The sequence below is a fragment of the Nocardioides marmorisolisilvae genome (genome assembly GCF_003725775.1).
GTDB lineage: Bacteria > Actinomycetota > Actinomycetes > Propionibacteriales > Nocardioidaceae > Marmoricola > Marmoricola marmorisolisilvae.
In genome coordinates, this window is the sequence record NZ_RJSG01000002.1 from 1,432,714 (window position 1) to 1,459,269 (window position 26,556).

At 70.0% G+C, this 26,556-nt stretch carries 28 protein-coding genes and 1 pseudogene; 9 read left to right on the top strand and 20 right to left on the bottom strand.

The annotated features are described in order from the left end of the window. Positions 1 to 99: 99 nt before the first annotated feature. Entirely contained in the window at positions 100 to 330 is a 231-nt protein-coding gene (locus EFL95_RS11045; protein WP_221176367.1) for a WhiB family transcriptional regulator, read from the bottom strand. 106 nt (positions 331 to 436) lie between these two features. Further along, positions 437 to 1,000: a LysR substrate-binding domain-containing protein gene (locus EFL95_RS11050; RefSeq protein ID WP_246004901.1), complete on the bottom strand. Its 564-nt coding sequence runs from the start codon at positions 998 to 1,000 to the stop codon at positions 437 to 439. Positions 1,001 to 1,068: 68 nt separating this feature from the next. Here EFL95_RS11050 and EFL95_RS11055 point away from each other — a divergent pair, with 68 nt between their 5' ends. Both EFL95_RS11055 and EFL95_RS11060 read left to right on the top strand, forming a co-directional pair. Further along, positions 1,069 to 2,163 (top strand): HpcH/HpaI aldolase/citrate lyase family protein, encoded by a 1,095-nt coding sequence (locus EFL95_RS11055; RefSeq protein WP_123234014.1) that lies wholly within the window; start codon positions 1,069 to 1,071, stop codon positions 2,161 to 2,163. Positions 2,164 to 2,166: 3 nt separating this feature from the next. Then, positions 2,167 to 3,051: an HpcH/HpaI aldolase/citrate lyase family protein gene (locus EFL95_RS11060; protein WP_123234015.1), complete on the top strand. Its 885-nt coding sequence runs from the start codon at positions 2,167 to 2,169 to the stop codon at positions 3,049 to 3,051. Here the strand turns inward: EFL95_RS11060 and EFL95_RS11065 are convergent. The 8 genes from EFL95_RS11065 to hsaA all read right to left on the bottom strand — a co-directional run bounded on the left by EFL95_RS11065 (position 3,048) and on the right by hsaA (position 9,296). Further along, positions 3,048 to 3,821 (bottom strand): GNAT family N-acetyltransferase, encoded by a 774-nt coding sequence (locus tag EFL95_RS11065; protein WP_123234016.1) that lies wholly within the window; start codon positions 3,819 to 3,821, stop codon positions 3,048 to 3,050. The two genes, EFL95_RS11060 and EFL95_RS11065, sit on opposite strands and share 4 nt — an antisense overlap. A gap of 10 nt (positions 3,822 to 3,831) precedes the next feature. Beyond that, positions 3,832 to 4,689 (bottom strand): type IV toxin-antitoxin system AbiEi family antitoxin domain-containing protein, encoded by an 858-nt coding sequence (locus EFL95_RS11070; RefSeq protein ID WP_123234017.1) that lies wholly within the window; start codon positions 4,687 to 4,689, stop codon positions 3,832 to 3,834. Positions 4,690 to 4,741: 52 nt separating this feature from the next. Continuing rightward, a complete protein-coding gene (locus EFL95_RS11075) occupies positions 4,742 to 5,167 on the bottom strand; it encodes a TetR/AcrR family transcriptional regulator (protein ID WP_123234018.1) in 426 nt (141 codons plus the stop codon). A gap of 16 nt (positions 5,168 to 5,183) precedes the next feature. Continuing rightward, the gene (locus EFL95_RS11080) at positions 5,184 to 5,594 is read right to left on the bottom strand and encodes a DUF1003 domain-containing protein (RefSeq protein ID WP_123234019.1); all 411 of its coding nucleotides are present in this window, start codon (positions 5,592 to 5,594) and stop codon (positions 5,184 to 5,186) included. A 62-nt stretch (positions 5,595 to 5,656) separates the two neighbouring features. Next, positions 5,657 to 6,301, bottom strand: coding sequence for a flavin reductase family protein (locus EFL95_RS11085; protein WP_246004902.1), 645 nt, complete (start codon positions 6,299 to 6,301; stop codon positions 5,657 to 5,659). 33 nt (positions 6,302 to 6,334) lie between these two features. Further along, positions 6,335 to 7,234, bottom strand: a complete 900-nt coding sequence (gene hsaC / locus EFL95_RS11090; RefSeq protein ID WP_123234021.1) for an iron-dependent extradiol dioxygenase HsaC — start codon at positions 7,232 to 7,234, stop codon at positions 6,335 to 6,337. Then, positions 7,231 to 8,124: a 4,5:9,10-diseco-3-hydroxy-5,9,17-trioxoandrosta-1(10),2-diene-4-oate hydrolase gene (gene hsaD / locus EFL95_RS11095; protein ID WP_123234022.1), complete on the bottom strand. Its 894-nt coding sequence runs from the start codon at positions 8,122 to 8,124 to the stop codon at positions 7,231 to 7,233. The genes hsaC and hsaD overlap by 4 nt, the downstream gene beginning before the upstream one ends. 5 nt (positions 8,125 to 8,129) lie before the next feature. Then, positions 8,130 to 9,296 (bottom strand): 3-hydroxy-9,10-secoandrosta-1,3,5(10)-triene-9,17-dione monooxygenase oxygenase subunit, encoded by a 1,167-nt coding sequence (gene hsaA / locus EFL95_RS11100; protein ID WP_123234023.1) that lies wholly within the window; start codon positions 9,294 to 9,296, stop codon positions 8,130 to 8,132. Between the two features lie 248 nt (positions 9,297 to 9,544). On the opposite strand from hsaA, the gene EFL95_RS11105 reads away from it, so the two are divergent. Next, the gene (locus tag EFL95_RS11105) at positions 9,545 to 10,147 is read left to right on the top strand and encodes a hypothetical protein (RefSeq protein WP_123234024.1); all 603 of its coding nucleotides are present in this window, start codon (positions 9,545 to 9,547) and stop codon (positions 10,145 to 10,147) included. Between the two features lie 66 nt (positions 10,148 to 10,213). On the opposite strand, the gene dmpG is transcribed toward EFL95_RS11105, so the two are convergent. From dmpG to EFL95_RS11120, 3 genes are read right to left on the bottom strand one after another with little or no spacing between them, the layout of a single operon-like run. Continuing rightward, positions 10,214 to 11,293 (bottom strand): 4-hydroxy-2-oxovalerate aldolase, encoded by a 1,080-nt coding sequence (gene dmpG / locus EFL95_RS11110; RefSeq protein WP_123234025.1) that lies wholly within the window; start codon positions 11,291 to 11,293, stop codon positions 10,214 to 10,216. Position 11,294: 1 nt separating this feature from the next. Further along, the gene (locus EFL95_RS11115) at positions 11,295 to 12,197 is read right to left on the bottom strand and encodes an acetaldehyde dehydrogenase (acetylating) (RefSeq protein WP_123234026.1); all 903 of its coding nucleotides are present in this window, start codon (positions 12,195 to 12,197) and stop codon (positions 11,295 to 11,297) included. 2 nt (positions 12,198 to 12,199) lie between these two features. Beyond that, positions 12,200 to 13,009, bottom strand: coding sequence for a 2-keto-4-pentenoate hydratase (locus EFL95_RS11120; RefSeq protein WP_123234027.1), 810 nt, complete (start codon positions 13,007 to 13,009; stop codon positions 12,200 to 12,202). Between the two features lie 35 nt (positions 13,010 to 13,044). Between EFL95_RS11120 and kstD the strand changes: the two genes are divergently transcribed. The 5 genes and pseudogenes from kstD to EFL95_RS19535 all read left to right on the top strand — a co-directional run bounded on the left by kstD (position 13,045) and on the right by EFL95_RS19535 (position 17,088). After that, on the top strand, positions 13,045 to 14,706 hold the full coding sequence (gene kstD / locus EFL95_RS11125; protein ID WP_123234028.1) for a 3-oxosteroid 1-dehydrogenase: 1,662 nt from the start codon (positions 13,045 to 13,047) through the stop codon (positions 14,704 to 14,706). Next, complete coding sequence (locus tag EFL95_RS11130; RefSeq protein ID WP_123234029.1) at positions 14,706 to 15,590, top strand: MaoC/PaaZ C-terminal domain-containing protein; 885 nt, start codon at positions 14,706 to 14,708, stop codon at positions 15,588 to 15,590. Before kstD ends, EFL95_RS11130 begins: the two co-directional genes overlap by 1 nt. Before the next feature lie 2 nt (positions 15,591 to 15,592). Beyond that, positions 15,593 to 16,324, top strand: a complete 732-nt coding sequence (locus EFL95_RS11135) for a dienelactone hydrolase family protein (protein ID WP_246004903.1) — start codon at positions 15,593 to 15,595, stop codon at positions 16,322 to 16,324. Between the two features lie 206 nt (positions 16,325 to 16,530). Continuing rightward, a pseudogene (locus tag EFL95_RS19910) lies at positions 16,531 to 16,635 on the top strand (VOC family protein); the annotation flags it as partial. Positions 16,636 to 16,656: 21 nt separating this feature from the next. Further along, positions 16,657 to 17,088, top strand: a complete 432-nt coding sequence (locus EFL95_RS19535; RefSeq protein ID WP_246004904.1) for a VOC family protein — start codon at positions 16,657 to 16,659, stop codon at positions 17,086 to 17,088. Here EFL95_RS19535 and EFL95_RS11145 read toward each other — a convergent pair. The 6 genes from EFL95_RS11145 to EFL95_RS11165 all read right to left on the bottom strand — a co-directional run bounded on the left by EFL95_RS11145 (position 17,077) and on the right by EFL95_RS11165 (position 24,480). Then, positions 17,077 to 19,710 carry a hypothetical protein gene (locus EFL95_RS11145; protein WP_123234031.1) on the bottom strand — a complete coding sequence of 878 codons (2,634 nt, stop codon included), beginning with the start codon at positions 19,708 to 19,710 and terminating at the stop codon, positions 17,077 to 17,079. The two genes, EFL95_RS19535 and EFL95_RS11145, sit on opposite strands and share 12 nt — an antisense overlap. A gap of 106 nt (positions 19,711 to 19,816) precedes the next feature. Next, positions 19,817 to 20,983, bottom strand: coding sequence for a lipid-transfer protein (locus tag EFL95_RS11150; RefSeq protein WP_123234032.1), 1,167 nt, complete (start codon positions 20,981 to 20,983; stop codon positions 19,817 to 19,819). Next, positions 20,980 to 21,369: a MaoC family dehydratase gene (locus tag EFL95_RS11155; protein WP_123234033.1), complete on the bottom strand. Its 390-nt coding sequence runs from the start codon at positions 21,367 to 21,369 to the stop codon at positions 20,980 to 20,982. Before EFL95_RS11155 ends, EFL95_RS11150 begins: the two co-directional genes overlap by 4 nt. After that, complete coding sequence (locus tag EFL95_RS19725) at positions 21,366 to 21,767, bottom strand: Zn-ribbon domain-containing OB-fold protein (RefSeq protein WP_246004905.1); 402 nt, start codon at positions 21,765 to 21,767, stop codon at positions 21,366 to 21,368. The genes EFL95_RS11155 and EFL95_RS19725 overlap by 4 nt, the downstream gene beginning before the upstream one ends. After that, positions 21,764 to 22,267: an FAS1-like dehydratase domain-containing protein gene (locus tag EFL95_RS19730; protein ID WP_221176368.1), complete on the bottom strand. Its 504-nt coding sequence runs from the start codon at positions 22,265 to 22,267 to the stop codon at positions 21,764 to 21,766. Before EFL95_RS19730 ends, EFL95_RS19725 begins: the two co-directional genes overlap by 4 nt. Continuing rightward, positions 22,264 to 24,480, bottom strand: coding sequence for an acyl-CoA dehydrogenase family protein (locus tag EFL95_RS11165; RefSeq protein WP_246004906.1), 2,217 nt, complete (start codon positions 24,478 to 24,480; stop codon positions 22,264 to 22,266). The genes EFL95_RS19730 and EFL95_RS11165 overlap by 4 nt, the downstream gene beginning before the upstream one ends. Positions 24,481 to 24,586: 106 nt before the next feature. On the opposite strand from EFL95_RS11165, the gene EFL95_RS11170 reads away from it, so the two are divergent. Next, a complete protein-coding gene (locus EFL95_RS11170; protein WP_246004907.1) occupies positions 24,587 to 25,510 on the top strand; it encodes an alpha/beta fold hydrolase in 924 nt (307 codons plus the stop codon). Between the two features lie 32 nt (positions 25,511 to 25,542). Here EFL95_RS11170 and EFL95_RS11175 read toward each other — a convergent pair. Beyond that, positions 25,543 to 26,556: HNH endonuclease signature motif containing protein (locus EFL95_RS11175; RefSeq protein WP_221176369.1), on the bottom strand; the 1,014-nt coding region annotated here is incomplete at its 5' end.

The window sequence follows — 26,556 nt, forward strand, 5'->3', positions numbered from 1 at the left end:
GCCACTCGGGGGTAGGCACACGTGCATTCTGACCACCACTCGGTGAACAACAGGTGAACGAGCCCGGCGAGTCTTCCACAGGCCGGTCCGGGCGTCTGGTCAGGCGGCGTGCTTCCGGGGCCGGCCACGCGGGGGCTTGCGGTCCACAGCGATGCCGTTGAGGAAGATCTGGCCGCCCCAGACGCCGTGCGGCTCGTGGCGCTCGAGCGCGCCCGCGAGGCAGAGGTCCTTCACCGGGCAGCCAGCGCACATGTCGCGGGCGACGGCGAGCTGGGCCTGGGCGTCAGCGAAGAACAGATCAGCGTGGGTCTGGCAGGGCAGATCGGGCATTGCGGGCATCCTCTCCAGGTGACGCCCTCACTCTCGCTATCTGAGGTAGGGCGCCACATCGGGAAGATGCCTTAGATGAACCCTGAGGTGCCGAAAAATCTGCCGGTCAGCGGCTGCTGCGCGCGGTCCGTCCGCGGACAACCCCGACGAACTGCTGGCAGTCCTCGTCGTCCCGGCTGACCAGCCACGCCAGCCCGATCGGGGACTCCTCGGCATCGGTCACCGGGCGGTACTCCACGTCCTTGCGGTGGTGCAGCCGGGCCAGCGACATCGGCACCAGCACGTATCCGGAGCCGGCCGCCGCCGTCTCGATCGCCATCGGCAGGTCCAGGTCCGTGAACTCCTGGAGGATGTCCAGCTCATCGGCCAGGTCGGCCAGGGTCAGCTCGTCGTACGCCGTGGCCGGGTGATCCTTGGCGACCACCGCGACCGGGACCTCCCGGTAGAGCGCGACCAGGTGCAGGCCGTCGCGGTCGATCTCGCCGCGGACCAGGCACATGTCCAGCGCGCCCTCGCGCAGCAGCCGCGCCTGGTCGACCACCGCCACCGGCACCAGCTCCAGGCGCCGCCAGCGCCGCGACGCCCGCTCGTGCTCGGTCCACGAGCGGTCCCACTTGTCGGGGGTCACCCCGGGGACGAACCCGACGCGGAACGGTGTGAGATCTTGCACTCGCGCAGGGTATCCGCCTGTCAGATGCGTCATACCGGCCGGTAAGTCCCGGTGATAACTTCCGGCACATGCGTTCCGCCAAGGATTTCTTCGCGCCCCTCGCCGTCGGAGCCCCTGCTCCCCTCCGGGAGATCCCAGCCCGACCGAGCCGCGCGATCCACTTCTTCGACCCCGGCAACGAGAAGATGGCCGCCAAGGTCCCGGACATGGTCGGCACCGTCGACGTGCTGCTCGGCAACCTCGAGGACGCCGTCAAGGCGGAGAACAAGGAGATCGCCCGCGAGGGCCTGGTCAAGATCGGTCAGTCGGTCGCCAATCTTGGAAGCACCAGCGGACCCACCCAGTTCTGGACCCGGATCAACTCCCTCGACTCCCCCTGGGTGCTCGACGACCTGACCACGCTGGTGCCGGCGATCGGCGAGAAGCTCGACGTGATCATGGTCCCCAAGGTCCAGGGCGCCGAGGACATCCACTACATCGACCGGATCCTGGCCCAGCTCGAGGCGAAGGCCGGCATCACCAAGCCCCTCCAGGTGCACGCGATCCTGGAGACCGCGCGCGGCGTCGCGAACATCGAGGAGATCTGCGCCGCCTCCCCGCGCATGCAGGGCCTCTCCCTCGGCCCGGCCGACCTCGCCGCCGACCGCCGGATGAAGACCACCCGCGTCGGCGGCGGTCACCCCGGCTACCTGGTGCGCCAGGACCCGCCGCGCAACGAGCTCGACGTCCCGGTCTACGACGCCGATCGCACCACGTACCAGCAGGACCTGTGGCACTACACGATCGCCCGGATGGTCGACGCCTGCGCGATGCACGGCATCTACCCGTACTACGGCCCGTTCGGCGACATCAAGGACGAGGTCGCCTGCGAGGACCAGTTCCGCAACGCCTTCCTGCTCGGCTGCGTCGGCGCCTGGTCGCTGCACCCGGTCCAGATCAAGATCGCCAACCGGGTCTTCTCCCCCTCGGTCGAGGACGTGAAGCACGCCCGCCGCGTCATCGCCGCCATGGGCGACGGCACCGGCGCGGTGATGCTCGACGGCAAGATGGAGGACGACGCCTCGGTCAAGCAGTGCAAGGTCATGGTCGCCCTGGCCGAGCAGCTCGCCGCGATCGACCCCGACCTGAAGGCTTCCTACGACGCGATCACGCTGGAGGCCTGAGAGATGGTTTCGACAAGCTCAACCAGCCCGGTGTTTCGTCCCCGTCGCTCCGTGCTGTACATGCCCTCCTCCAACGAGCGTGCGCTGGAGAAGGCCAAGACGATCCCGTGCGACGGCCTGATCCTCGACCTCGAGGACGCCGTCGCCCCCGACGCGAAGCCCGCTGCGCGGGCTGCCGCGTGCGCTGCCGTGGCCTCCGGTGAGTACGGCAACCGCGAGCTGACCATCCGGATCAACGGTGCCGACACCGAGTGGCACGACGAGGACATGGCCGCCGCCTGCGCCGCCGGCCCGGACGCGATCGTGGTCCCGAAGGTGAACTCGGCCGCCGCCGTGCGCACCCTGGTCGCCGCGATGGAGGACCACGGCGCACCCGAGCACACCAAGCTCTGGGCGATGGTCGAGACGCCGTACGCGATGCTGCACGCCGAGGAGATCGCCGCAGCCTCCGACCGGCTGACCGTGCTGGTGATGGGCACCAACGACCTGGCCAAGGAGCTGTACGCCGAGCACGTGCCCGGCCGCCAGCCGCTGCTCACCGGTCTGTCGCTGGCGCTGCTCGCCGCGCGCGCCACCGGCAAGGTCATCATCGACGGCGTCTACAACGACGTGAAGAACGAAGAGGGATTCCTCGCCGAGTGCCAGCAGGGTCGCGAGATGGGCTTCGACGGCAAGACCCTGATCCACCCGGGTCAGGTCGAGGGCGCGAACACCGCGTTCGCTCCGTCGGAGAAGGCCGTCGAGGACGCGCGCGGACTGATCGAGGCCTTCGAGTCCTCGACCGGTGGCGTGGTGACCTACAACGGCCGGATGGTCGAGAACCTGCACGTCGAGTCGGCCAAGCGGACGCTCTCGATCGCCGAGGCCATCGAGGCGCTCGGGGCCTAGTCGGACTCGCGAGCGGGCGGCACGTAGGCCTGCCACGCGGTTTCGGTGTGCGCGAACCCGGCTGCGCGGTAGAGCCGCCCGGCAGCACTGTTCGCATCGGCGATGATCACCAGCGTGGTCTCCCCCGCCGAGCGGGCGTGCTGCGCCGCGACGCCGAGCAGGTGGCCGGTCAGCCCTCGTCGACGGTGCTCGGTGTGGGTCAGCACGCTCTGGTAGCGGGCGAGCCCGGCCTCGACCGGGACGATGCCGAGCTCTGAGACCAGCCGGTCCCCGTCGAGCGTGAAGGCGCCGAACCAGGTCAGGTGGCCTGCCTCGACCATCCGTGACCGGATCTGAGAGCGCAGCCGGGCGAACTCGAGCTCGCCGGGGTAGTGCTCGTCGTTGAGTGCGGTCGAGGCGGCCCAGTCCTCCGCGCTCTCGATCGGGCGGACCGTGTAGCCGTCGGCGAGGTCGCGCGTCGCCACCGCACCGGTCGCGACCAGGACATCACTGGCCTCGATCTCGGTCCCCTGCCAGGCGGCCGCGTCCGGTTGACCGGGCAGGCCGATGGCCAGGTGCCGCGCCTCGGGGAACTCCGCCCCGAACCGCGCACGCCAGCGGTCGGCGTCGTCGGCGGCCTCCGGATCGGTGACCAGGACGAAGTTGCCCCAGTGGTACGTCGGGTTGGCCGGCGTCCGCACCACCAGGTGGTCCGGGTGCTCCTCCACCGCCGAGCCGCCGTACCGGAGCACCGCGAGGTCGGTGCGCCAGCCCAGCCCGATCGCATCCATGCCCGCGAATCTAGACGTTGAGGCCGTGGACAGCGCTCAACAGGTGCTGGTGAAACTCGCGCTCCAGGTGCTCCGACAGGTAGCCCCGGTCGCCGGCGAGCACCCGGCCCCGGTCCAGCGCCAGCACCCGCCACTCCTGCGCCGGCCAGTCGACGAACGCCGGCACGTCCTCCAGGCTGACGGCGAACCGCTGGGTCGGCAGCGCCAGCGCCAGCCGGTGCCCGTTGACCACCAGGCCCGGAACGGGGGTCGGCATCCGGGCGTTGAGCCAGCACAGCCGCAGCACCGACTCCGCGCCGTCAACGGCCCGAGCATCGGCCATCGCGATCAGCTCCCGTCCCTGGGTCGCGCCCGGTTGACCGAGCAGCGACCCGGCTGCGGCGAGCAGTCGGCGGTGCTCGAGCGAGCCGGAGCGCAGCATCCCGTCGAGCGCGGCCAGCGCCCGGTCCGGAGCGAGCCGGCGCGCGACGTCGAGCGCCGTCCGCAGCGGTGAGGTCACCCGGACCGGTCCGAGCCGCACCACGTCCTGCGGCCCCAGCGGCAGCTCACCGCCCAGGTGGCGACGACGTCCGTGCAGGTCGAGCGGCACCGCCGTCCGCGCGGCGGGTTCGATCCGCTCGCCCCCGTGGACCCAGGCGGCGGTCCGGTCCACGACCAGGTGGCGCCGCCCCACCACGAGTGCGAGCGCGCGGGCGCGCAGCGAGCGGTCCGGATCGACCTCGGCGTCGAGGTAGACGCCTCGCAGGACCCGGATGATCCGGCCCTGGCGCAGCAGCCGCTCCAGGGCCGAGCGACCGATGCCGGCCCGGGCGGCCATCGCCGGCGTGAACGGTTCAAGAAGTGCGGACGGGTGGAGGGAGGACTGCATCGGCACACCCTCACCGATGCACGCGACCCGTGCGGGTCGCCGTCCACAGCCCCTAGGAAGGCTGCAGCGTGGCCCGGATCGCGGGTGCGAACTGGCGGACGATCTCGTCAGCCGGCGTGGACGCGACCGGCTCGACCTGGAGGACGTAGCGCATCATCGCCAGACCGACGAGCTGACCGCAGACGAGCTCCACCCGCAGCGCGGAGGCGTGGAACCCGGTCGCCTTGGCCGCCGGGTTCACCACGCTCCGGTTGAGCACCCGGTAGAACGCCTGCCCGGCACGGGCGCTGCCCACCGACCCGCGCACCATCCGCAGCATGTGCTGGCGGGTGCGGGGGTTCTCGCACAGACCGAGGAAGTTGCGCAGCAACCGCACCGCGAAGTCGGTCGAGGCGTCGTCACCGAGCTCGGCGACCTCCGCCAGGGCCGCCTCCGTGGCAGCCACGACGGTCGGCGAGTCGGGGTAGACCGGGATCACCGGACAACGGTATCCGTCAGCCGTCGCCCATCGTGCGCCGGTGCAGCTCCGTGGTCAGCCGGTGGATCTCGCGGGTGAGGTCGGTGTTGGTCTTCAGCTCCAGCTCCTGGGCGACGAAGTCGTGGTCGGCCTTCGCCTGCTGGAACTCCGCCTGCCGGTTCTGCCCGATCATCACGAACGTCGAGAGGAAGATCGCCTCCAGCGAGACCACCAGGGTCAGGGTCGGCCAGGGCGACTTCTCGACGACGAGCATCCAGACGCCGAAGATCAGCGCGTGCAGGTACACGAAGTTCATCGAGCCCGCGAACTTGGTGATCGCGTCGGCGACGCGCAGCTGGAGCTGCGAAGCGCGCTGCTCGGCGACCTTGACGTACGCCGGGTGGCCGGAGTCCGGCGGCACGGCGGCAGGGACGGTTGCGTCAGTCATGGCCGCATCCTGCACCGGTTTGCTGAGAAGTTCTCAGGCACGCGCCGCGAGGGTCGCTGCGGCTACTGCGGCTGGGTGTACTTGCCCTGGAAGAACAGCAGCGGGTCGACCTTCGAGCCGCCGCTGCGGTCGCCGAAGGACAGCTCCTTGACCAGGCCGACCACGATGTAGTGGTCACCGGCCTCGACCACCTGCTGCACCTGGCAGTCGATGTAGCCGAGCACGCCCTCGATGACGGGGGCTCCGGTGGTGGCCGTGGTCCACGCGACGCCGTCGAACTTCTCCTCGCCCTTGGTCGCCATCCCGTTGGAGAGCTCGGACTGGTCGGCGGCCAGGATGTTCACGCAGAAGTAGCCGGCACGGCGGATCAGCGGCCAGGCCCGTGAGGTCTTCGCCGGGCTGAACATGATCAGCGGCGGTTCCAGGGACACCGAGGAGAACGACTGGCAGGTCATCCCGACCGGCTTGCCCTCGGAGACCGAGGTGACCACGGTGACGCCGCTGCAGAACAGGCCGAGGACGTCGCGGAACTTGCGCGCCTGCGCGGCGGCCTCCGGGTCGTCCGGGATCGGGGTGTGCTCACCGAGGCGCAGCTCGAAGTCGAGCTCGTTGCCGAGCCACGACTGCACCAGCTCCTGGCTGGGCCAGGTCGCGCGCGCGTCCGGGTTCATCCCCTCGGGGACGTCCCCCTCGATACGGTGTGTCACCCCACCCCCCTTAGACGACGCAGTATTCACGGGTTACTGGCCCCCGCCGAACGTGTGGCCCCAGTACGAGACGGCGGTGCTCTCGCGGGCGACCCAACGGGCGTCGTCGACCTGCAGACCCTCGCAGCCGAATTCGACATCGAAACCACCCGGCGACTTCACGTAGAACGACACCATCTCGTCGTTCATGTGCCGGCCCAGGGTGGCCGAGAGCGGCGCGCCGAACTTCTTGACCCGCTCCAGCGCACGGCCGACGTGGTCGAGCTTGTCGACCTCGAGCATCACGTGCACGCACTTGGACGGGTTCGGCATCGGCAGGAACGCCAGGCTGTGGTGGCGCGGGTTCACGCCGAGGAAGCGCAGCCAGACCTTCGAGCCCGGCTCCTTGCCGACGAACTCGCCGGGCATGCTCATCGAGTCACGCAGCCGGAAGCCGAGCACCTCGGTGTAGAAGCGCAGCGCCTCGACGTCATCGAGGACGGGAATGACGATGTGGCCCATGCCCTGGTCGGCGGTCACGAACGTCGCGGCGTACGGCGTGACCACCGGGCGCGACTCGTAGGTGATGCCGTGGAAGAGCTCGAAGACGTTGTCCCACGGGTCGGTGAACCGGATCAGCTCCTGGACCCGGCGGTCGGCCAGCTCGTCCGGGGTGCCCTCCTCGAAGACCACACCGGCCTGCTTGAGGTGCACGCGGGCGTTCTGCAGCGCGACGTGGTCGGCGACCTCCCAGCCGGTGGCCTGGAGCTGGTCCACGTCGGAGGGGACCACGACGATGCGCGCGGAGACCGCGTCGATCCGCCAGTACTGGTTCTCCGGGTTCGGGCCGCGGCCCTCGGCGAGACCCAGCACCTTGCCCGCGAACGTCGTCCACTGGGACAGGTCGGTCGAAGCCACCCGGATGTAGCCCATGGACTTGATGTCGATGGTCATGACTTCTTCTCCCTCTCGTGGTGAGCCGCCAAGAAGTCCGTGCAGACCGTGGCGAACTCCTCGGCCGCCTCGATCTGGGCCCAGTGCCCGCAGTTCGGGAAGACATGAAGGCGGGCGTTCGGCATCGTCTTGAGCGCCACCAGGGCACCGTCGAGCGGGTTGACCCGGTCCTCGCGCCCCCAGGTGAGCAGGGTCTGCTTGCGGAGCTTGTGCACCTCGCGCCAGAGCATGCCGTCCTCGGCCCACTCCGGGTTCCAGAACGAGGCGCCCATCGAGCGCATCGCCTCCAGCGAGCCGGGCGCGGTCGCGTCGGCGAACCGCTCCTCGACGAGCTCGTCGGTGACCAGGGCCTGGTTGACGACCATGCTCGAGATGAACTTCCGCAGCGCCTCGCGGCTCGGGTCCATCGAGAAGTCCATCAGCCGCTGGACGCCCTCGGTCGGGTCCGCGTGGAAGAGGTTCAGGGACAGCCCGCCCGGGCCCATCAGCACCAGGCGACCGACCCGCTCGGGGTACTCCAGCGCGAACCGGGTCGCGGTGCCGCCGCCGAGGCTGTTGCCGAGCAGGTGCACCTTCTCGATCTGCAGCTCGTCGAGGAACTTCACCAGGTACGACGCCGAGTGCCGGAAGTAGTTCGCGCCCACCTCGGGCTTGTCGGACTGCCCGAACCCGGGCTGGTCAACCAGCAGGGTGCGGAAGTTCTCCGCGAACCGCGGCAGCGCCGAGCCGAAGTTGCTCCACGCCGAGGCACCCGGACCGCCACCGTGCAGCAGCACGAACGGCAGTCCCGCCCCGACGTCGGCCTTCGCCTCGCCGGCTTCGTAGTAGTTCAGGGTGATGTCGCCGGCCTTGGCGGACCGGCGCGTGGCTTCTTTGGAGTAGTCAGCCATGAGGCTCAGTACATCCCCGGGTCGACCTTGTGACCGAACTCGTGGGCGCCGTACATCTGCAGCGCCCGCTCGGGGTCGTTGGCGGCGTGCACGCGACCGGCGTGGGCGTCGCGCCAGGCCCGCTGCAGGTAGGTGCCGTTGGCGAGCGCGCGGCCGCCGGAGGCCTCGAAGAGGGCGTCGATCGCGTCGATCGCGCGCTGGGTCCCGAGCACCTGGTCGCGGCGGACCTTCAGGCGCAGGCCCAGCGGGATCTCCTCACCCTTCTCGACCAGCGCCATCTCCTCGCGGATGTTGTTCATCGCGAGCGCCCAGGCGGCGTCGATGTCGCTGGAGGCGCGGGCGATGCGGACCGCCGCGAACGGGTCGAGCGAGGCCTTCTCCCCCAGGTACGCCGCGCGGACCCGCTTCTGCTGCATGTCCACGTGCTCCTCGTAGGCGCCGTAGGCCATGCCGATGATCGGGGTGCAGATCGTGGTGGTGAAGACCGAGTGGAACGGCAGCTTGTACAGGTTCGAGGTGTTGACGGCCTGACCCGGGCCCTTGCACTGCCCGGTCTCGCCCATCGACAGAGTGAACGCCTCCGGGACGAAGACGTCGTCGACGACGATGTCGTTCGAGCCGGTGCCGGCCAGACCGACCATGTGCCAGACGTCGATGATCTGGTAGTCGCTCCGCGGGATCATGAACGTCCGGAAGTCGACGACGTTGCCGTCCTCGTTGAACACCAGACCGCCGAGCAGGACCCACTGGCAGTGGTCGCAGCCCGAGGAGAAGCTCCACTTGCCGGAGAGGCGGAAGCCGCCCTCGGTCAGGGTCGCCTTGCCGGTCGGCGCGTAGGAGGAGGACAGCCGCACGTTCGGGTCGTTGCCCCACACGGCCTGCTGCGCCTCGTCGGCGAACAGCGCGACCTGCCAGGGGTGCACGCCGACCACGCTGGAGACCCAGCCGGTCGAGCCGCACGCGCCGGCGATCAGGCGGACGCCCTCGTAGAAGTCGATCGGGCTCGACTCCAGGCCGCCGTACCGGGTGGGCTGCAGGAGCTTGAAGAAGCCCGTCTCGGCGATCTCCTTGATGGAGGCCTCCGGGACCACACGCAGCCGCTCCGCCTCGTCTGCCCGCTCGCGCAGCGTGGGCAGCAGGTCACGGACGCCGTCGAGAACTGCCTGGCTCATGACTTCTCCTCGTCGTTGGGGTGCAACTAGAACCAATACTAGAACACGTTCTACCTTTCCGTCCACGACCCCCGGGAAGCAACAGAGATCTGCGCCGCCGCTCCCGACATTTGCCACATTCAGCCCCGGGTTCACGCTCAGACGGCGTCTGCGAAAAAAGTTCTCGAGAAACCTGCAAGGTTCCGTCCCCCACCTGCTCCTACCCCTGACAGCGCGCCGCGGAGGCCGCACCAGACCAAGGAGTAGACATGAACCGCAGCATCAAGAGCCTGATCCTCGCCGCCGGCGTCGCCGTCGCCGGAATGAGCATCACCGCCCCGGCCCACGCCGACGGCATCCCCAGCGGCCCGGGCAACCTGGGCACCGTGCAGCCGGGCCCGGTCGTGGACCCGAAGCCGCAGCCCAAGCCGGTCCCGTCCGGCCCGAAGGACGTCGTGAACCCGCCCAAGTGCACCCACGGCTGTGGCGGGAACCAGGGCCCCGAGGGCCCGAAGGACATCGCGCCGGCCCCGGACCAGGAGGTCACCAACGGCGGCCCGCTCGTCGCGCTGGACCCCGAGGACGACCCGGCCCACAACGCGCCGCTCGACCAGGGCTGCTTCACCGGGTGCGACCTGCCGGACGAGGCCGCCCCGACCGCCAAGCCGACCGTCGTCCCGGCGCTGGACTCGTCCAAGCCGTCCGCGGCTGACCAGCTTGACCGCGGCGAGGTGCTCGCCCCGTCCGCGAACGAGGACGGCGGCATCAACCCGCTGCTGTTCGTCCTCGGTGGCGCCGGTGCCGGCGCCCTGATCCTGGCGGCGGTCGCCCGACGCCGTCGTCAGCAGACCGCGACTGGGGCCGCGATCTGATCTGGGGGCAGAAGGCCCCGCACCCGGAAACGGGTGCGGGGCCTTCTGGTGTGCGCGAGCGGGCCCTCAGCCCTGCTGCTCCTTGAGCTTCAGCGCGATGTCGATCAGCTGGTCCTCCTGGCCGCCGATCAGCTTGCGCCGGCCGGCCTCGGCGAGGATCTCCGCGCCGGAGACGCCGTAGCGCTCGGCCGCGTTGCCCGCGTGCTTGAGGAAGCTGGAGTAGACCCCCGCGTAGCCCATCATCATCGTCATCCGGTCCAGGCGGCACTCCTCCGGCATCGCCGGGCGGACCACGTCCTCGGAGGCGTTGATGATCTTGAGGAAGTCGACACCGGTCTTCCAGCCGAGCTTGTCGCAGATGCCGACGAACGCGTCCAGCGGCGTGTTGCCGGCACCGGCACCGAAGCGCCGTACCGAGCCGTCGATCTGGGTGGCGCCCGCGCGGACCGCCATCACCGTGTTGCCCGCGCCGAGGTCGAGGTTCTCGTGACCGTGGAAGCCGACCGTGGCCTCGTGGCCGATCTCGGCGACCACCGCGGCGACCCGGTCCGAGACGCCCTCGAGGATCAGCGCGCCGGCCGAGTCCACGACGTAGACGCACTGGCAGCCGCTGTCGACCATGATCCGGGCCTGCTTGGCCAGGACCTCCGGCGGCTGGGTGTGGCTCATCATCAGGAAGCCGACCGTCTCCAGGCCGAGTTCGCGCGCCAGCCGGAAGTGCTGCTCGGAGACGTCGGCCTCGGTGCAGTGGGTGGCGATCCGGCAGATCGAACCGCCGTTGCCCTGCGCCTCGCGGATGTCGTCCTTGGTGCCGACGCCGGGCAGCATCAGGAAGGCGATCTTCGCCTGCTTCGCGGTCTCGGCCGCGATCTTGATGAGCTCCTGCTCCGGGGTGTGCGAGAACCCGTAGTTGAAGCTCGACCCGCCGAGTCCGTCACCGTGGGTGACCTCGAGGACCGGCACGCCCGCCTCGTCGAGGGCGCCGATGATCGAGCGCACCTCCTCGGCGGTGAACTGGTGACGCTTGTGGTGCGAGCCGTCGCGCAGGCAGGTGTCGGTGAGCCGGATGTCCAGGTCGGACGTCGGGTCGGTGTCCCGCCAGGTGCGGGTGAGCTGGTTGAGCTCCGGTGCTCCGCTGATCGTCATGTCAGTTGCTCCCGTTCAGGATCGCGCGCGCCATTCCCTCGCCGGCGCGTGTCGCGGCGGCGGTCATGATGTCGAGGTTGCCCGAGTACGGCGGCAGGAAGTCGCCGGCGCCCTCGACCTCGATGAAGACGGAGACCTTCGTGGCGCCACGCGTGGCCACCGACGGGTCGTCGAACTGAGGTTCCTGCAGCAACCGGTAACCGGGCACGTAGTCCTGCACGGCCGTGACCATGTCGTGGACCGACTTCGTGATCGCGTCGCGGTCGGCGTCGGCAGCCACCGCGCAGAAGATCGTGTCGCGCATGATCATCGGCGGCTCGGCCGGGTTCAGGATGATGATCGCCTTGCCCTGCGCGGCGCCCCCGATCGTCTCCACGCCGGCCGCGGTGGTCCGGGTGAACTCGTCGATGTTCTGGCGGGTGCCGGGGCCGGCGGACAGCGAGGCCACCGAGGCCACGATCTCCGCGTAGGAGACCGGCGTGACCCGCGAGACCGCGGCCACCATCGGGATGGTGGCCTGGCCGCCGCAGGTGATCATGTTGACGTTCTCGGCACCCGCGTGCTCGTTGCCGTTCACCGCCGGGATGCAGGCCGGACCGACGGCGGCCGGGGTCAGGTCGACCGCCTTGATGCCCGCCTCGGCGTACCGGGGCGCGTACTCGCGGTGCACGTAGGCGCTGGTCGCCTCGAAGATGAAGTCCGGCAGCTCGTCCTGCTTGAGCAGCCAGTCCACCCCCTCTGCGGTCGCCTCGAGGCCCTCCTTGCGCGCGCGCTCGAGGCCCGGGCTGGTCGGGTCGACGCCCACCATCCAGCGTGGCTCGATGACGTCGCTGCGGAGCAGCTTGTACATCAGGTCGGTGCCGATGTTCCCCGGCCCGACGATGGCTGCGGTCAGCTTTGCCATTCTCAACTCCCGAACTTCACGCTGAGCGGGGCGAACCCGCTGATGGTCGCCACGACATCATCTCCCGCGGCGAAGGGTACGAACGGGCCGAGGGCCCCGGACAGGATCAGCTGGCCCGCACGCAGCGGGTCGCCGAAGCGGGCGGACTGGACGGCGAGCCAGCGCAGCGCCTCCAGCGGGTCGCCGAGGCAGGCCGCGCCGTTGCCGGACGACTTCACCTCGCCGTTGATGGTCAGGCTCATCTCGACGTCGATCGGGTTGATCTCGTCGAGCGTCTTCTCGTCGGTGCCCACCACGAACAGTGCGCTGGAGGCGCAGTCCGCGACGGTGTCGGTGAACTTGATCTGCCAGCCGGCGATGCGCGAGTCGACGATCTCCAGCGACGGGATCGCCACCGCAACCGCGTCGCGGACCGCGTCCAGCGTGATCTCGTCCTCGGGCAGGTCCAGGTCCTTGCCGAGACGGAACGCGACCTCGGCCTCGACGCGCGGCTGCAGCAGCGACGCCATCGAGATCGGCGCGCCGCCGGGCTGCGCCGCGGCACTGACGTCCATCTCGTCGAGCAGGTAGCCGAAGTCGGGCTGGTCGACCCCGAGCTGGTCCTGCACGGCCTTGCTCGTCGCGCCGATCTTGCGGCCGACGACGACGGCTCCGGCCGCCAGCCGTGCCTGCACCAGACCTTGCTGCACGGCGTACGCCGCGGGCAGGTCGTCGGTGCCGATCAGATCCCTCACCGGCTCGCACGGAACCCCGCTCTGCTGGGCCTCTGCGAGCCGGGTCACCGCCGCCTCGATCGCTTCCTGAGTGGTCACGACACCGATAATAGAACCTGTTACAGTTTTGTGCCATGAAGGCCTCCTGTGACGTGGTCGTCGTCGGTGCCGGTGGCGCCGGGATGACGGCCGCCATCGCCGCAGCCCGCAACGGGCTCGACACCGTCCTGATCGAGAAGTCCCCCTGGTTCGGCGGCTCCACCGCACGCAGCGGTGGCGGCGTCTGGATCCCGGGCAACTACGCGATCAAGGCCGCCGGCGAGGTCGACCCGGGCGACGAGGAAGCCTCCCGCCTGTACCTGGAGTCGATCGTCGGCGACAAGGTGCCCGCGATCCGCCGGGAGACCTACCTGGACCGCGGTCCGGAGCTGATGGACTTCCTCAAGGAGAACACCCCGGTCCGCTTCAAGTGGGTGCCGGAGTACGCCGACTACCTGCCCGAGGCCCCCGGTGGCCGCCCGCGCGGCCGCACCGTCGAGCCGATCCCGCTGGACGCCCGCTTCCTCGGCGACGAGCTCAAGCACCTGCACCCGCCGTACGGCAAGGCGCCGGCCAACATGATCATCACCCAGGCCGACTTCCGGAAGATCAGCCTGGGCATGCGCACCCTCAAGGGCCCGCTGACCCTGATCCGCGCGACCCTGATGCGGCTGCTGACGCTGCTGCTCGGCAAGAAGATGTTCGCGATGGGCAACGCCATCGCGATCGGCCTGCGCAAGGGCGTCCAGGACGCCGGCGTCCCGGTCGAGTACGAGACCGAGCTGACCGACCTGATCATCGAGAACGGCCGCGTGGTCGGGGTGAAGGTGCTGCGCGACGGAGCACCTCACGAGATTCGCGCGAAGCGCGGCGTGATCCTGGGCAGCGGCGGGTTCGAGAAGAACCTGGAGATGCGCGAGAAGTACCAGCCGCAGCCGACCTCGGTCGACTGGACGACCGGCGCGCCGAGCAACCAGGGCGGCGGAATCCTGGCCGGCATCGCCGCCGGCGCCGAGATCGACCTGATGGACGACGCCTGGTGGGGCCCGACGATCCCGCTCCCCAACGGCCCGTGGTTCTGCCTGGCCGAGCGCAACCTGCCCGGCTCGATCATCGTCAACGCCGCCGGCAAGCGCTACATGAACGAGGCGCTCCCCTACGTCGAGGCCACCCACGAGATCTACAAGGGCGAGGCCACCGGCGTCACCCACGTGCCGAGCTGGATGATCATCGACCAGCGCTACCGCAACCGGTACCTCTTCGCCGGCCTCGGCCCGCGCCAGCCGTTCCCGGGCCGTTGGCTCAAGGAGGGCGTGATCTGCAAGTCAGGCACGATCGAGGGCCTCGCGGAGGCCATCGGCGTTCCGGCCGAGGCGTTGAAGGCGACGATCGAGCGCTTCAACGGCTTCGCCGGCACCGGCGTCGACGAGGACTTCCACCGCGGCGAGAGCGCGTACGACAAGTACTACTCCGACCCGACGGTGAAGCCGAACCCGTCGCTGCACACCATCGACCAGGCCCCGTTCTACGCGGTCAAGATCGTCCCGGGCGACCTCGGCACCAAGGGCGGCCTGGTCACCGACGAGCGGGCCCGGGTGCTGCGCGCCGACGGCTCGGTGATCGAGGGCCTGTACGCCGCCGGCAACTGCTCGTCCGCGGTGATGGGCAACACCTACGCTGGCCCTGGCGCCACCATCGGACCGGCGATGACCTTCGGGTACCTGGCGGCCCTGGATATTGCGAAGGACGCTTCCTGATGCCCATCGATCCCGACATCGCGCTGGGTGCCGAGCTGGCCACCAAGACCTTCTCGTGGACCAGCAGCGACGTGCTGCTCTACCACCTCGGTATCGGCGCGGGCTCGCGCCCGGGCGACAACCTGGACGCCAAGGCGCTCCGCTACACCAACGACGACGAGAACCTCCAGGTGCTGCCGTCGTTCGCGATCGTGGCGCCGACGTTCCACGACGACGAGCCGCCCAAGCTGGACCTGCCGGGCTGCGACATCAACCTGGCCCAGGTCGTGCACGGCGCCCAGGAGTTCATCGTCCACCGGCCGATCCCGACCTCGGGCACCGCGACCGTCTCGGACCGGATCAGCGACATCTGGGACAAGGGCAAGGCCGTCGTCCTCTGGCAGGAGGGCGTCGCCGTCTCCGAGTCCGGCGAGAAGCTCTGGACCACCCGCTCCTCGATGTTCATCAAGGGTGAGGGCGGCTGGGGCGGCGACCGCGGCAATCAGCGCACCGTCGAGCTGCCGGACCGCAAGCCGGACGCCGACACCAGCTACGACGTGACCCCGCAGCAGGCGCTGCTCTACCGGCTCTGCGGCGACCGCAACCCGCTGCACTCCGACCCGGGCTTCGCCCAGGCGGCCGGCTTCCCGGCCCCGATCCTGCACGGCCGCTGCTCCTACGGGATCGTGCTCCGCACCGTCACCGACGAGCTGCTCGGCGGTGACGCCGCAGCGGTCGGCGGCATGGAGGCGCGCTTCTCCGGCGTCGTCTACCCCGGTGAGACCATCCGGGTGCAGGCCTGGGACGAGGGGGCCGAGATCCTGGTCTCGGCGACCATCGCCTCGTCGCGCTCGGAGCGCGACGGTGCTCCGGTGCTCGCCGACTGCGTCGTCACGAAGGCCTGACCGTGAACGGGCTCGCTGGATGGTCCGAGAGCTCCTTCACCGCCGACGGCAAGACCTTGCCGGTCTTCCGGCAGGGCACCGGGCCGGGCGTGGTGATCGTCCACGAGATCCCCGGGATCACTCCGACGGTCCAGCAGTTCGCCCAGGACGTGGTCGACTCGGGCTTCACGGTCGTGATGCCGTCCCTGTTCGGCACCCCTGGCGACCCGATGAATGTCTGGACCGTCGCCAAGTCGGTGGCCCGGGTCTGCATCTCCTCGGAGTTCGCCAATCTGGCACTGAACACGACCTCGCCGATCACGACCTGGCTGCGCGCCCTGGCAGCGGACCTGCACGCCGAGCTGGGCGGACCCGGTGTCGGTGCGCTCGGGATGTGCGCCACCGGCGGATTCGCCCTGGCCATGATGGTCGACCCCTCGGTCGTCGCCCCGGTCCTGTCCCAGCCGTCGATGCCGTTCGCCGTCACTCCGGCCCGGGGTCGCGACCTGAACCTGAGCCCTGCCGACCTGGACAGCGTGAAGGCTCGCGTGGCCGCCGGCTGCCCGGTCCTGGGACTGCGCTACTCCGGCGACCCGGCGGTGGGCGGTCGGTTCGACACCCTGCGTCGCGAGCTCGGTGACGGCTTCGTCGCCGTTGAGCTGCCGGGCCGCAAGCACGGAGTGCTGACCGAGGACCGCGACGAGCCGAGCGTGCAGCGCGTGCTCGAGTTCTTCCACGACCGCTTGGACGGTTGACGCCGGCAAGATCTCCGGTGACAGCAAGATCTCCCGTGACAGGTGGGTCGTCCCGCGGTGAGACTGCAGGGTGACCTCTCGGATTCTGGCCCTCACGATCGACGCGCTCGACCCTGCGGCGCTGTCCCGGTTCTGGCACGCACTGCTCGGCGAGGAACCCCGGGTTCACCCTGCGGTTCCAGCAGACCTCCGTCCCCAAGGTCGGCCTGAACCAGGCGCACTTCGACACCACCACCACCTCGCTCGAGCACCAGCAGCGCGTCGTTGCGCAGGCACTTGCCCTCGGCGCGAGCCACCTCGACGTCGGCCAGACCGGCGACGAGGGCCACGTCGTGCTCGCTGACCCGGAGGGCAACGAGTTCTGCGTGATCGAACCCGACAATCGGTTCCTCGAGGGCACCGCCCGGATCGGCGCGCTGTCCTCCGACGGCGGCCCCGAGGTCGGCTACTTCTGGAGCGCCGCCCTCGGCTGGCCCCTGGTCTGGGACCAGGACGAGGAGACGGCTATCCAGTCCCCTGACGGTGGGCCGAAGATCACCTGGGGCGGACCTCCCGACCGGCCGCACGTCGGCAAGAGCCGTCTGCACCTGGATCTGCTCGCCGACGGCGACCTGGACGCTGAGGTTGCGCGCCTGCTCGACCTCGGCGCGACCCGCGCCGACATCTCCCCGGGGGAAGTCCCGTGGGCCGTGCTCGCCGATCCCGAGGGCAACGCGTTCTGCGTCTACCCGCCCGAGTCCTCACCGGGTGATCTAGCCGACTGACACCGCCATCGGGGAGCTTGCCGCCTCGCCGTAGCCGGCCACGCCGGTGACCTTCACCGTCCAGGTGCCGCTCGCCTTCGGCAGGACCTTGATGCTGAACGTGCCCGTGGCCGTCGTGGTGGCACTGCCGGCCGCCACCGGGCTGCCCCCGGACGGCGTGAAGTACGCCGTCACCTTGATGGCGTTGGCCGCGCTGGTCGCTCCCCCGTACGTCTTGGACACCGATCCGGTGAGCAGCGCGGATCCTCCGACGACGACGTGGGCGGCTGACGCTGCTGCCGTCACCGCAGTCGTCCAGGTCCCGGCCGTCACCGCGCCCAGGTCGACGCTCGCGGCCGGCTGGCCCGCCGCGCCGGCGTACGAGGCTGTCATCGCGCCGCTGACCTTCAGCGGGACCACGACCGAGTAGCTGCCGTCGGCGGTGACCTTGGCGGTTCCGACCGACGTGGCGGTCGTGGCGCCGTCCTTCTTCACCTTCACCGTGACCGTCGCTCCGGTGAGCGAGGTGACCGTGCCGCCCGCGTCGCGCTTCAGCGCACCGCTGACTGTGACGCCACTCCCGTAGCCGACGTCGCTCGGCGCCACCTCGGCGTCGAAGTCGGTCTGCGGAAGGTTGACCGTGACAGCACCCAGGTCGACCTTGGTCGCCGTGTAGCCGGCGGTGCCGACGAGCTCGACGCCAAAATTTCCGCTCGCGGTCGGCTTGACCGCCAGGCTGAAGCTGCCGTCGGCAGCCACCACGGCGTTGCCGAGGGAGGTCACCTTCGTCGTCGCCCCGGAGACCGTCGTGAGCTTCACCGGCAGGCTCGCGCCGGCAACGGGGACGTCCGCGCCGCCGACCTGTCGGGTCAGGGTCCCGGTCACCGTCACCGGGTCTCCGTAGAAGACCGTGGTCTTGTCGGTGTCGGCCTGCAGCTCCGGCGAGCACTTGCCCGGCGTCGCGGTGACCGAGGCCGGCGTAGCGGCGGCGTACACGGTGCTGGCCGTCGTCTTCGCGGTGTACCGAGTCACGGCCGTAGCCGTCTGGTTGCTCACCGCGGCACCCTCGACCGTGCTCGTCGCCGCCCCGGCCGAAGCCTCGGTGGTCGCGGTCTCGAGCTTCTTGGTGAACGCGACCGCCAGGCCCTTGATCGGCTGGCCACTGGCGGTGTCCACCAGCGTCGCCCGCAGCGGGAACGCAGCTCCGGTGCACACCGATGCAGTGGCGCCGGTCTGGCCCGCGCCACCGATCGCGAGCGTCACCGCACGCGGCGTTCCGGTCGCGAACGTCAGCGGACTGGTCACCGTCTTCGTCGCCCCCGTGGAGTCGGTGAGCACCGCGGTCACCGTGGTAGCCGTCGCCGACTTCGCGTCGCACGTGATCGAGGTCTGGATCTGCGTGGGCGCGCCGAAGCTGCAGTCCGCCCGCTTGGACGTCCACACCACCGAGGTCAGCGTCCGCCCGTTCGGCAGCGACGGCGTGACCGAGGCCTGGGTCGCCAGACCCGGGATCGCCGGGTTGTTGACCGCGATGCTGGCCCCCAGCGTGGTGGGGCTGCCCGGGTCACCCCCGCCGCTCCCGTCGCCGCCGCCGATCAGGAACCTGGAGTCAGCCGAGTCCCAGTGGGTGTCCAGGTAGCTGCCCGGGTCCGGGTAGGTCGAGAAGTAGTCATCCGCGTTGCAGTCGTAGAAGTACTCGCGGTCCGCCGGACACACCTGCACCATCGCGTGCCCGCCCCCGTCGGCGTAGCACATCGCGTCGGACTCGTCCCAGCAGTGACCTGCGGTCGTGGCGTGCGGCGCCGTGTTCTGCACGCCACCGAGGGTGTGCAGCAGCTCGTGCGACTCCACCGAGTGCCCGGTGCTGCCGTCGCCGAAGCCCCAGCAGCCGGAGTCGATCCGGGCGTACTGCGGGTACGACCCGTTGTTCGGGTTCGCCTGGCTCGCGGTGTCGTTGGTGTACATCGACGCGATCCCGCACAGCGCCGTGGCGTCGGTCCACATCAGGTACTTGCGTCCGGGCGCGTTGTAGCCGAGCGCCTGCACCGCGGAGATGGTGGCGCCGAAGCTGGCCATCGAGCCCGCCGGGACCGTCACGTTCAGCACCTTCGCGACACAACCGCCGCCTCCAGCCTCGGTCACGTAGCGCACGTGCCGAACGCCCCCGGTCAACGCGGCCGAGCGGTTCACCACGTCGTCCACTCCCGCGGCCCAGAGCTGGAAGCTGCTCTTCAACGCGTCGTAGCGGTTCGTCTTGTCGGCCTCCACGACGTACATCGCCTGGACCCGGTAGCCGGAGGTGCCGTCACCGTCGCAGGTCACGCTCGGGCTGCTGGCGGTGGTGGCCACGTACGTCGCCGGGACACCGAGGTCCTGCGCCGCCGCGTACGCCGCCGCGCCGGCGCCGGCGCGGTCCTGGAGCTCCGTCGTGCTCGGTCGTTCGGTGACGTCCACTCCCTGCGGCGCCTCGTCCGCATGCGCGCACGCGATCGTGTTCCCGACCCTGATCGGTTTGGCCGGAGCCGTGCACTGCTCAGCCCGTCCCTGCTGCCCGGCGTGCGCGAGAAGCAGCGGGACCGCGAGCAGCGCGGCGAAGAAAGTCACGACGAGACGGGCGAGCGGCTTTCGGGCAAGCAGCGGCATGTGTCACCTTCCGTGGCAACGAGCCGTCCGGGCATCCGTGCCCGGGCACGCGCAAGCGTGTGGCTGGTCTGCGCTTATCGGCGCGCGCCGGGCCGACCTGAGCGATTCAGGCGCTGAGGATCAGCCCGCTGGTCGGCACGCCGGTCCCGGCAGTGACGACCAGGTGCTGCACGTCAGCCACCGGGTTCACCGAGGTGCCCCGGATCTGCCGGACTCCCTCGGCGATGCCGTTCATCCCGTGGATGTAGGCCTCGCCGAGTTGACCCCCGTGGGTGTTCAGCGGGAACCGGCCGTCGACCTCGATGGCGCCGTCCTTGACGAAGTCCTTGGCCTCACCCGGCTTGCAGAAGCCGAGCTCCTCCAGCTGCATCAGCACGTAGGGCGTGAAGTGGTCGTACAGGATGCCCATCCGCATGTCGTCCGGGCCGAGACCCGACTGGCGCCAGAGCTCGGTGCCGACCACGCCCATCTCCGGGATGCCGATGTCGTCGCGGTAGTAGGACGTCATCACGTACTGGTCCCGGCCGCTGCCCTGGGCCGCCGCGGTGATGTAGGCCGGCTTCTGCGGCAGGTCCTTGGCGCGCTCCGCCGAGACCACCACGATCGCCACCGCGCCGTCGCTCTCCTGGCAGCAGTCGAGCAGGTGCAGCGGGTCGACGATCATCCGTGAGGCCTGGTGGTCCTCCAGGGTGATCGGCTTGCCGTAGAAGAACGCGTTCGGGTTCGTCGCCGCGTGGCGGCGGTCGGCGACGGCCACCGCGCCGAAGTCCTCCGAGGTCGCGCCGTACTCGTGCATGTAGCGCCGGGCCTGCATCGCGACCGTGGCCGCCGGCGTGCCGAGGCCCATCGGGTAGGACCAGGCGTTGTCGAGGCCGTTGGTGTTCACCTGGGTGGCCGCCGACAGGCTGAACTGCCCGAAGCGGCTCTCCGAGCGCTCGTTGAAGCCGCGGTAGCAGACCACGACGTCCGCGACACCGGTGGCGACCGCCATCGCGGCCTGTTGCACCGTGCCGCACGCCGCGCCGCCGCCGTAGTTGATCCGGCTGAAGAAGCGCAGGCTCGGCACCCCGAGCTCGCGGGCCACCGCGATCTCCGACGAGGTGTCCATCGTGAAGGTGGTCAGCCCATCGACGTCGGCCGCGGTCAATCCGCAGTCGGCGAGCGCTGCACGGACCGCCTGGACACTGAGCTGGAGCTCGGAACGACCCGACTCCTTGGAGAACTCGGTCGCGCCGATACCGACGATGGCGGCCTTGCCGCTGAGCGCGCTCACGCGGCCACCACCTTCACGGTTCCGGTGACGTGGTCACCGAGCGAGACCTTGCCGACCACGGCGATCGTGGCGATGCCGTCCGCGATCTCGGTCACGCTGCCGCTGAAGGTCAGGGTGTCGTAGGGGTGCGCCGGCGCTCCGAGGCGGATCGCGATGCCCTTGAGCTCGGTGTCCGGGCCGAGGCTGTCGACCACGAACTTCTCGACCAGGCCGTTGCTGGTCAGGATGTTCATGAAGATGTCCTTCGAGCCGGCCGCCTGCGCGATGTCACGGTCGTGGTGGACGTCCTGCCAGTCCCGGGTCGCGATGGCCGTGCTGACGATCGTCGTGGGCGTCATCGGCAGGCTCCACTCGGGCAGCACCTGCCCTACCTCGAGCGCGGTCATCGCCCCTCCTCGTTGCTGAGTCTCCAGACGGGGAGCGTCAGGTCGTCGTCGATGCGGTTGTAGTCCACGCGCAACCGGTCGCCGATCTCCAGGTCGTCGACCCCGACGACCTCGCCGACCATCCGGACGCCCTCGTCGAGATCGACCAGCGCGATCACGATCGGCAGCTCCTTGCCGGGCACGGGCGGGTGCCGGTGCACGACGTACGAGTAGACCGTGCCGGTGCCGGCCGCGACCTGGTAGCCGCGGTCGTAGGCGTCGCAGGCCTGGCAGGCCGGGCCGGGCGGGAACCGGAGGGTCCCGCAGGCGTTGCACTTCGGGATCCGCAGCTCTCCGGCGGCGGTGCCGTCCCAGAAGAACTGCGAGTCCCGGTTCATCATCGGGCGGACGACGCTCATGCGGTCTCTCCCTTGTCGCGCGGGATGAACTTGAGCACCCGGAACAGCATCGTGGCGACCTTCTCGTCCCCGACGTACCAGGTGTTGCGCGAGGTGACGAAGTAGCCCTCGCCCATCGCGGTGTTCTTGGGACCGGCCACCGAGTCCAGCGCGCTGGTCACCCGGAGCTGCTCGCCGATGCGCAGGTAGCGCTCGTAGGTCTGCTCGCAGTTGGTGCCGAGAACGGCGGTGTAGCCCTTCTCGGTCAGGAACTCGGTCATCCGGGACAACGGGTCCTCCGGCGGGCGACGACGACCGAGACCGGGCATCGTCCACACCTGCGCCATCGACGGCGGTGCCTCGTTGTCGATGAACCGGTCGTTGCGGTAGTCCATCGCGTCCAGCCACGGGCCGATCGTCGCCTGGCTCACCGGGTAGGGCGCCTGCGACTCCGAGGCCTCGCCGAGCGCGATGATCCGCTCCGCCTCGGCCATGATCTGCGCGTGGAGGTCGTCGGTCATCGGGGCACCTTCGGGAGGTTGAGGCCGAACATGGCGATCAGCTCGCGCTGGACCTCGTTGACGCCACCACCGAAGGTGAGCACGAGGTTGCGCTTCGAGGTCGCGTCCAGCGAGTGCAGCAGCGTGGCGGTCTCCGGGTCGGCCGGGTCACCGTAGGCGGTGACGACCTCCTCCAGCGCCAGGCCGAGGCGCTGCACCTCGTCCGAGGCGAACACCTTCGAGGAGGACGCGTCCGCGACCGCCTGCTTCGGGTCGTCGTGCCCACCGCCGGCCACCTGCCAGTTGAGCAGCTCGTTGACCCGGAACGAGACCGTCACCCGCGCCAGGGTGTCGCGCACGGCCGGCACCTCGAGGAGCGGCGTCCCGTCGGGGGCCTTGCGGTCGCGCGCCCAGGCGGCGACCTCGTCACGCAGACCTTCGAGGCGACCGGCCGGTCCGAGCATGATCCGCTCGTGGTTGAGCTGGGTGGTGATCAGCCGCCAGCCCTCGTTCTCGACACCGACCAGCATGTCGGCGGGCACCCGGACGTCGTTGTAGTACGTCGCGTTCACGTGGTGCGAGCCGTCGCAGGTGATGATCGGCGTCCAGGAGTAGCCCGGGTCCTTGGTGTCGACGATCAGCACCGAGATGCCCTTGTGCTTCGGGGCGTCCGGGTCGGTGCGCACGGCCAGCCAGATGTAGTCGGCCGCGTGCCCGCCGGTGGTCCACATCTTCTGGCCGTTGACGACCCAGTCGCCGTTGGCGTCCTTCTTGGCGCTGCAGCGCAGCGAGGCGAGGTCGGTGCCGGCGTCGGCCTCGGAGTAGCCGATCGCGAAGTGCACGTCGCCGGCGAGAATCTTGTTGAGGAACAGGTCCTTCTGCTTGTCGGTGCCGAACGCCTGGAGCGTCGGGCCGACCGTCTGCAGCGTCACGGACGGCAGGTGGATGTCGCCGTACGCCGCCTCGTTGGCGAAGATCTGCTGCTCGGTCTCGCCGAGCCCCTTGCCGCCGTACTCGACCGGCCAGCCGACGCCCATCCAGCCGTCCGAGCCCATCTGCTTGATGTTGCGGTGGTACGCCGGCCCGTGCCGGTTCTCCATCATCTCGAGCTTGTCCTCCGCGCTCACCAGCGTGGAGAAGTAGGCCCGGACCTCGTCCTTGAAGGCGCGCTGCGACTCGCTGAGCTCGAGCCCCTTGCCCTCGCCGTCGTCGATCGAGACCTGCGCGAGGGTGGCAACCTTGCCGCCGAGCTGGCGCGCGATGTCCTTGACCCGGGAGAAGTACAGGTGCAGCGGGTACGTCTCGTCGACCCCCATGCCGCCGTGCAGGTGGTGGCAGGTCTGGAGCGCCGTCGGCACCCGGTCGGTGAACCAGGCGGCACCGACGGCGAGGTCCTCGGCAGCAGGTTCACCCGCGCCGACCCGGCGAGCAGCCTCCTCGGCGGCGAGCGCGACCATGCGGGCGACCACGAAGACGTCGGCGATCTGGACGGCCACCGCCTGGAACTCGGCGAGCTTGCGGCCGAACTGGATGCGTTCCTTGATGTAGCCGGCCGTCAGGTCCAGCGCGCCGGCGACCAGGCCGTCACCGAGCAGCAGCAGGCCAGCCGCGGCGTGCTCGCGCAGCACCTGCGAGGCAGGCTCGGGGAGCACCGCAACAGCGGGAGCCTCGTCGAAGACGTAGCCCGTCGTGACACCGCGGACGGTGGCCACCGGGATGCTGCGGGAGGCGTAGTTCGCGGTCGCCGTGACACCCGGGCCGTTCGGGTCGACGAGAGCGACACCACCGTCGGTCGAGACCAGCAGCAGCTCGTCGCCGTCGAGCAGGGTGACGTCGATCTTGTGACCGGAGACCTTGTCGTCGCGCAGCGTGGTGGCCGGGCTCTTCGGCAGGGCGTTGCCGGGCTCGTTCAGCGCCGGAGCGAGCGTCAGGGTGCCGGCGACGATCCGCGGGACCAGGTCAGCCTGGATGTCCTCGGGTGCGGTGGCCGCGATCGTCAGCAGGCCGCAGGCCAGCGTCTCGAGCACCGGCAGGTCGAGCGCGCGGGCGCCGACCTCGTGCAGCAGCACGCCGACCTCCTCGAGGCCGAGGCCCTCACCGCCATGCGCCTCCGGGGCTGCCAGGCCGAGCAGGCCGGCCTCCGCCAGGGCCTGCCAGGTGGCGCCGCCCTTGTCCAGGACGTCGGTGACCACCGAGCGGATCTCCTCGCGCACTTCGCGCTTCTGATCAGACACAGCCTCACGTGCTCCTAAAGCCAGAAAATGGAACCTGTTCTAGTCTAGCGTGAAGCCACCGGTTGCGTCAGACCCATCACGATGGCCCTCGAGATAGGCGTTCCCCTTGTCCCTCCCCTCCCTGCCGAACCTGCTGCGCGAGATGGTCGACGTCCCTGAGGTGGTCGTCCCCAAGGGCCGCTGGCTGGACCTGCCGGGCCGGGGGCGCACCTGGCTGACCGACATTCCGGGCCCGACGCCGGACGCGCCGGCCGTGATCCTGCTGCACGCCGTGGGGTGCACCGGTCTGCTGACCTGGTTCCCGGTGATCGAGCAGCTGAGCGCCAAGTACCGGGTCGTGATCTTCGACCAGCGCTGGCACGGGCGCGGAATCATGTCCGAGCACTTCTCGATCCGCGACTGCGCCGACGACGTCGCTGCGGTGGCGAACGTGCTGGATCTGGTCCAGCCGATCGTCGCCGGCTACTCGATGGGCTCGATCGTCGCCCAGCGCTGCTGGCGCCAGCACCCCCAGCGGTTCGGCGGACTGGTGCTGGCCGCCACCACCGACCACTTCCGGACCACCGGCAGCGAGCGCGTCTTCCACCAGACCATGGAGCTCGGGATGGGCGCCTTCCGCACCCTGTCGCGCTCCAAGTCGATCAACGTCGCCGCGAAGGCCGCCACCGAGGCCCTGCTCGACCCGACCGACACCCACCAGTGGGCGCTGAACGAGTGGCGCAGCACCAGCTCGTGGGCCGTCGCCCAGGCGGTCGCCTCGCTGGGCCGGCACCACTCCACGCCCTGGCTTCACCAGATCGACATCCCGACCGCCGTCGTGGTCACCACGAAGGACAAGGTGCTCTCCCCCGAGCGTCAGCGGGTCATCGCCGCAACCATCCCCGGGGCGACCGTGCACACGGCGGACTGCGGCCACGCCGGTTGCGTGCTGGACGCCAAGAACTTCGTACCGACCTTCCTCGAGGCGGTCGACACCACCGCGGGTCGCCGGGCGAGCCGCCTGAAGGTGAGCGCGGCCGCTCGGGCCTGATCGAACCAGGACGTTCTCCATCAGCACACCCCTCACGTCCGCCTGGTGAAGAGGATCGATCCGCTTCTGGTGCGGGTGTGTTGGTAGCGATGGTCGTGGATGCGTTGGTGGTGGAAGTGGCACAGCGGGACCGCGTTGGCCAGATCGGTGCGTCCGCCGAGTGCCCACTCGTGCAGGTGGTGCAGCTCGCACCACGCGTACGGTCGGTCGCAACCATCCGCGGCGCAGGTCTGATGAACCAGGCCGAGTGCAACACGTTGGGCTTCGCTGAACAACCGGGCTGACCTGCCGAGGTCGACCGGGTTGCCCTTGCCGTTGAGCACCACGGGGATCAGGTGAGCGGTGCATGCCAGCCGGCGGACCTCGCCAGCACTCAACATCTCGCCGGTGTCCAACCCGGCAGCCCTCAAGGCCCCGCGCAGCACGTCCTCGGACAGGGTGATCACCACGGTGGCAGCACTCCGGGGGTGCAGGTGATCGACCGGGAGGTGCTCGATCAGCTCCACCAGCGCCTCACCACGGGCCCGGTCCCAATCGGTGCGACACTCCCGCTCCCCGACCTGGGCTTGCGCAGCACCGAGACGTCCACGGCGCGGTGCTGTGATGGTGTCGATGATCTTCTTCAACAACATCCCCTGCGCGCTCGGGACGGTGAAGTGCCCGGTGACGGTCCCGTCACCGTTCTCGTGCAACGTCAACCGCGTCTTCGAACGCGCGCGGTCCTCCTCGTTCACCACGAGCTCGTTCTCGTGCGCGTCCACGACGCTCACGTCGGGTTCGACCGCTTCGAGCGCCCGCCGAGCCGCACGCCGCAACATCGCTGGCGAGAGCTCCTGTGCTTTCTCCACCAGCGACTGCTCGACCACCTCCCGCTGCGAAGCGGTCACCCCCGTGGGGAGCTGGCGGTCGGCCGCCACGATCACCGCAGCGTGCTCAGCCGAGATCACCCCGCTCGCGAGCGCCGCCTGCGCCGCTGTGCGCTGCTCGAGCCCCTGGGCCAACCCAACCTGACGCTGCGCCACCACCGGATCGGTGCGGGTGATCCT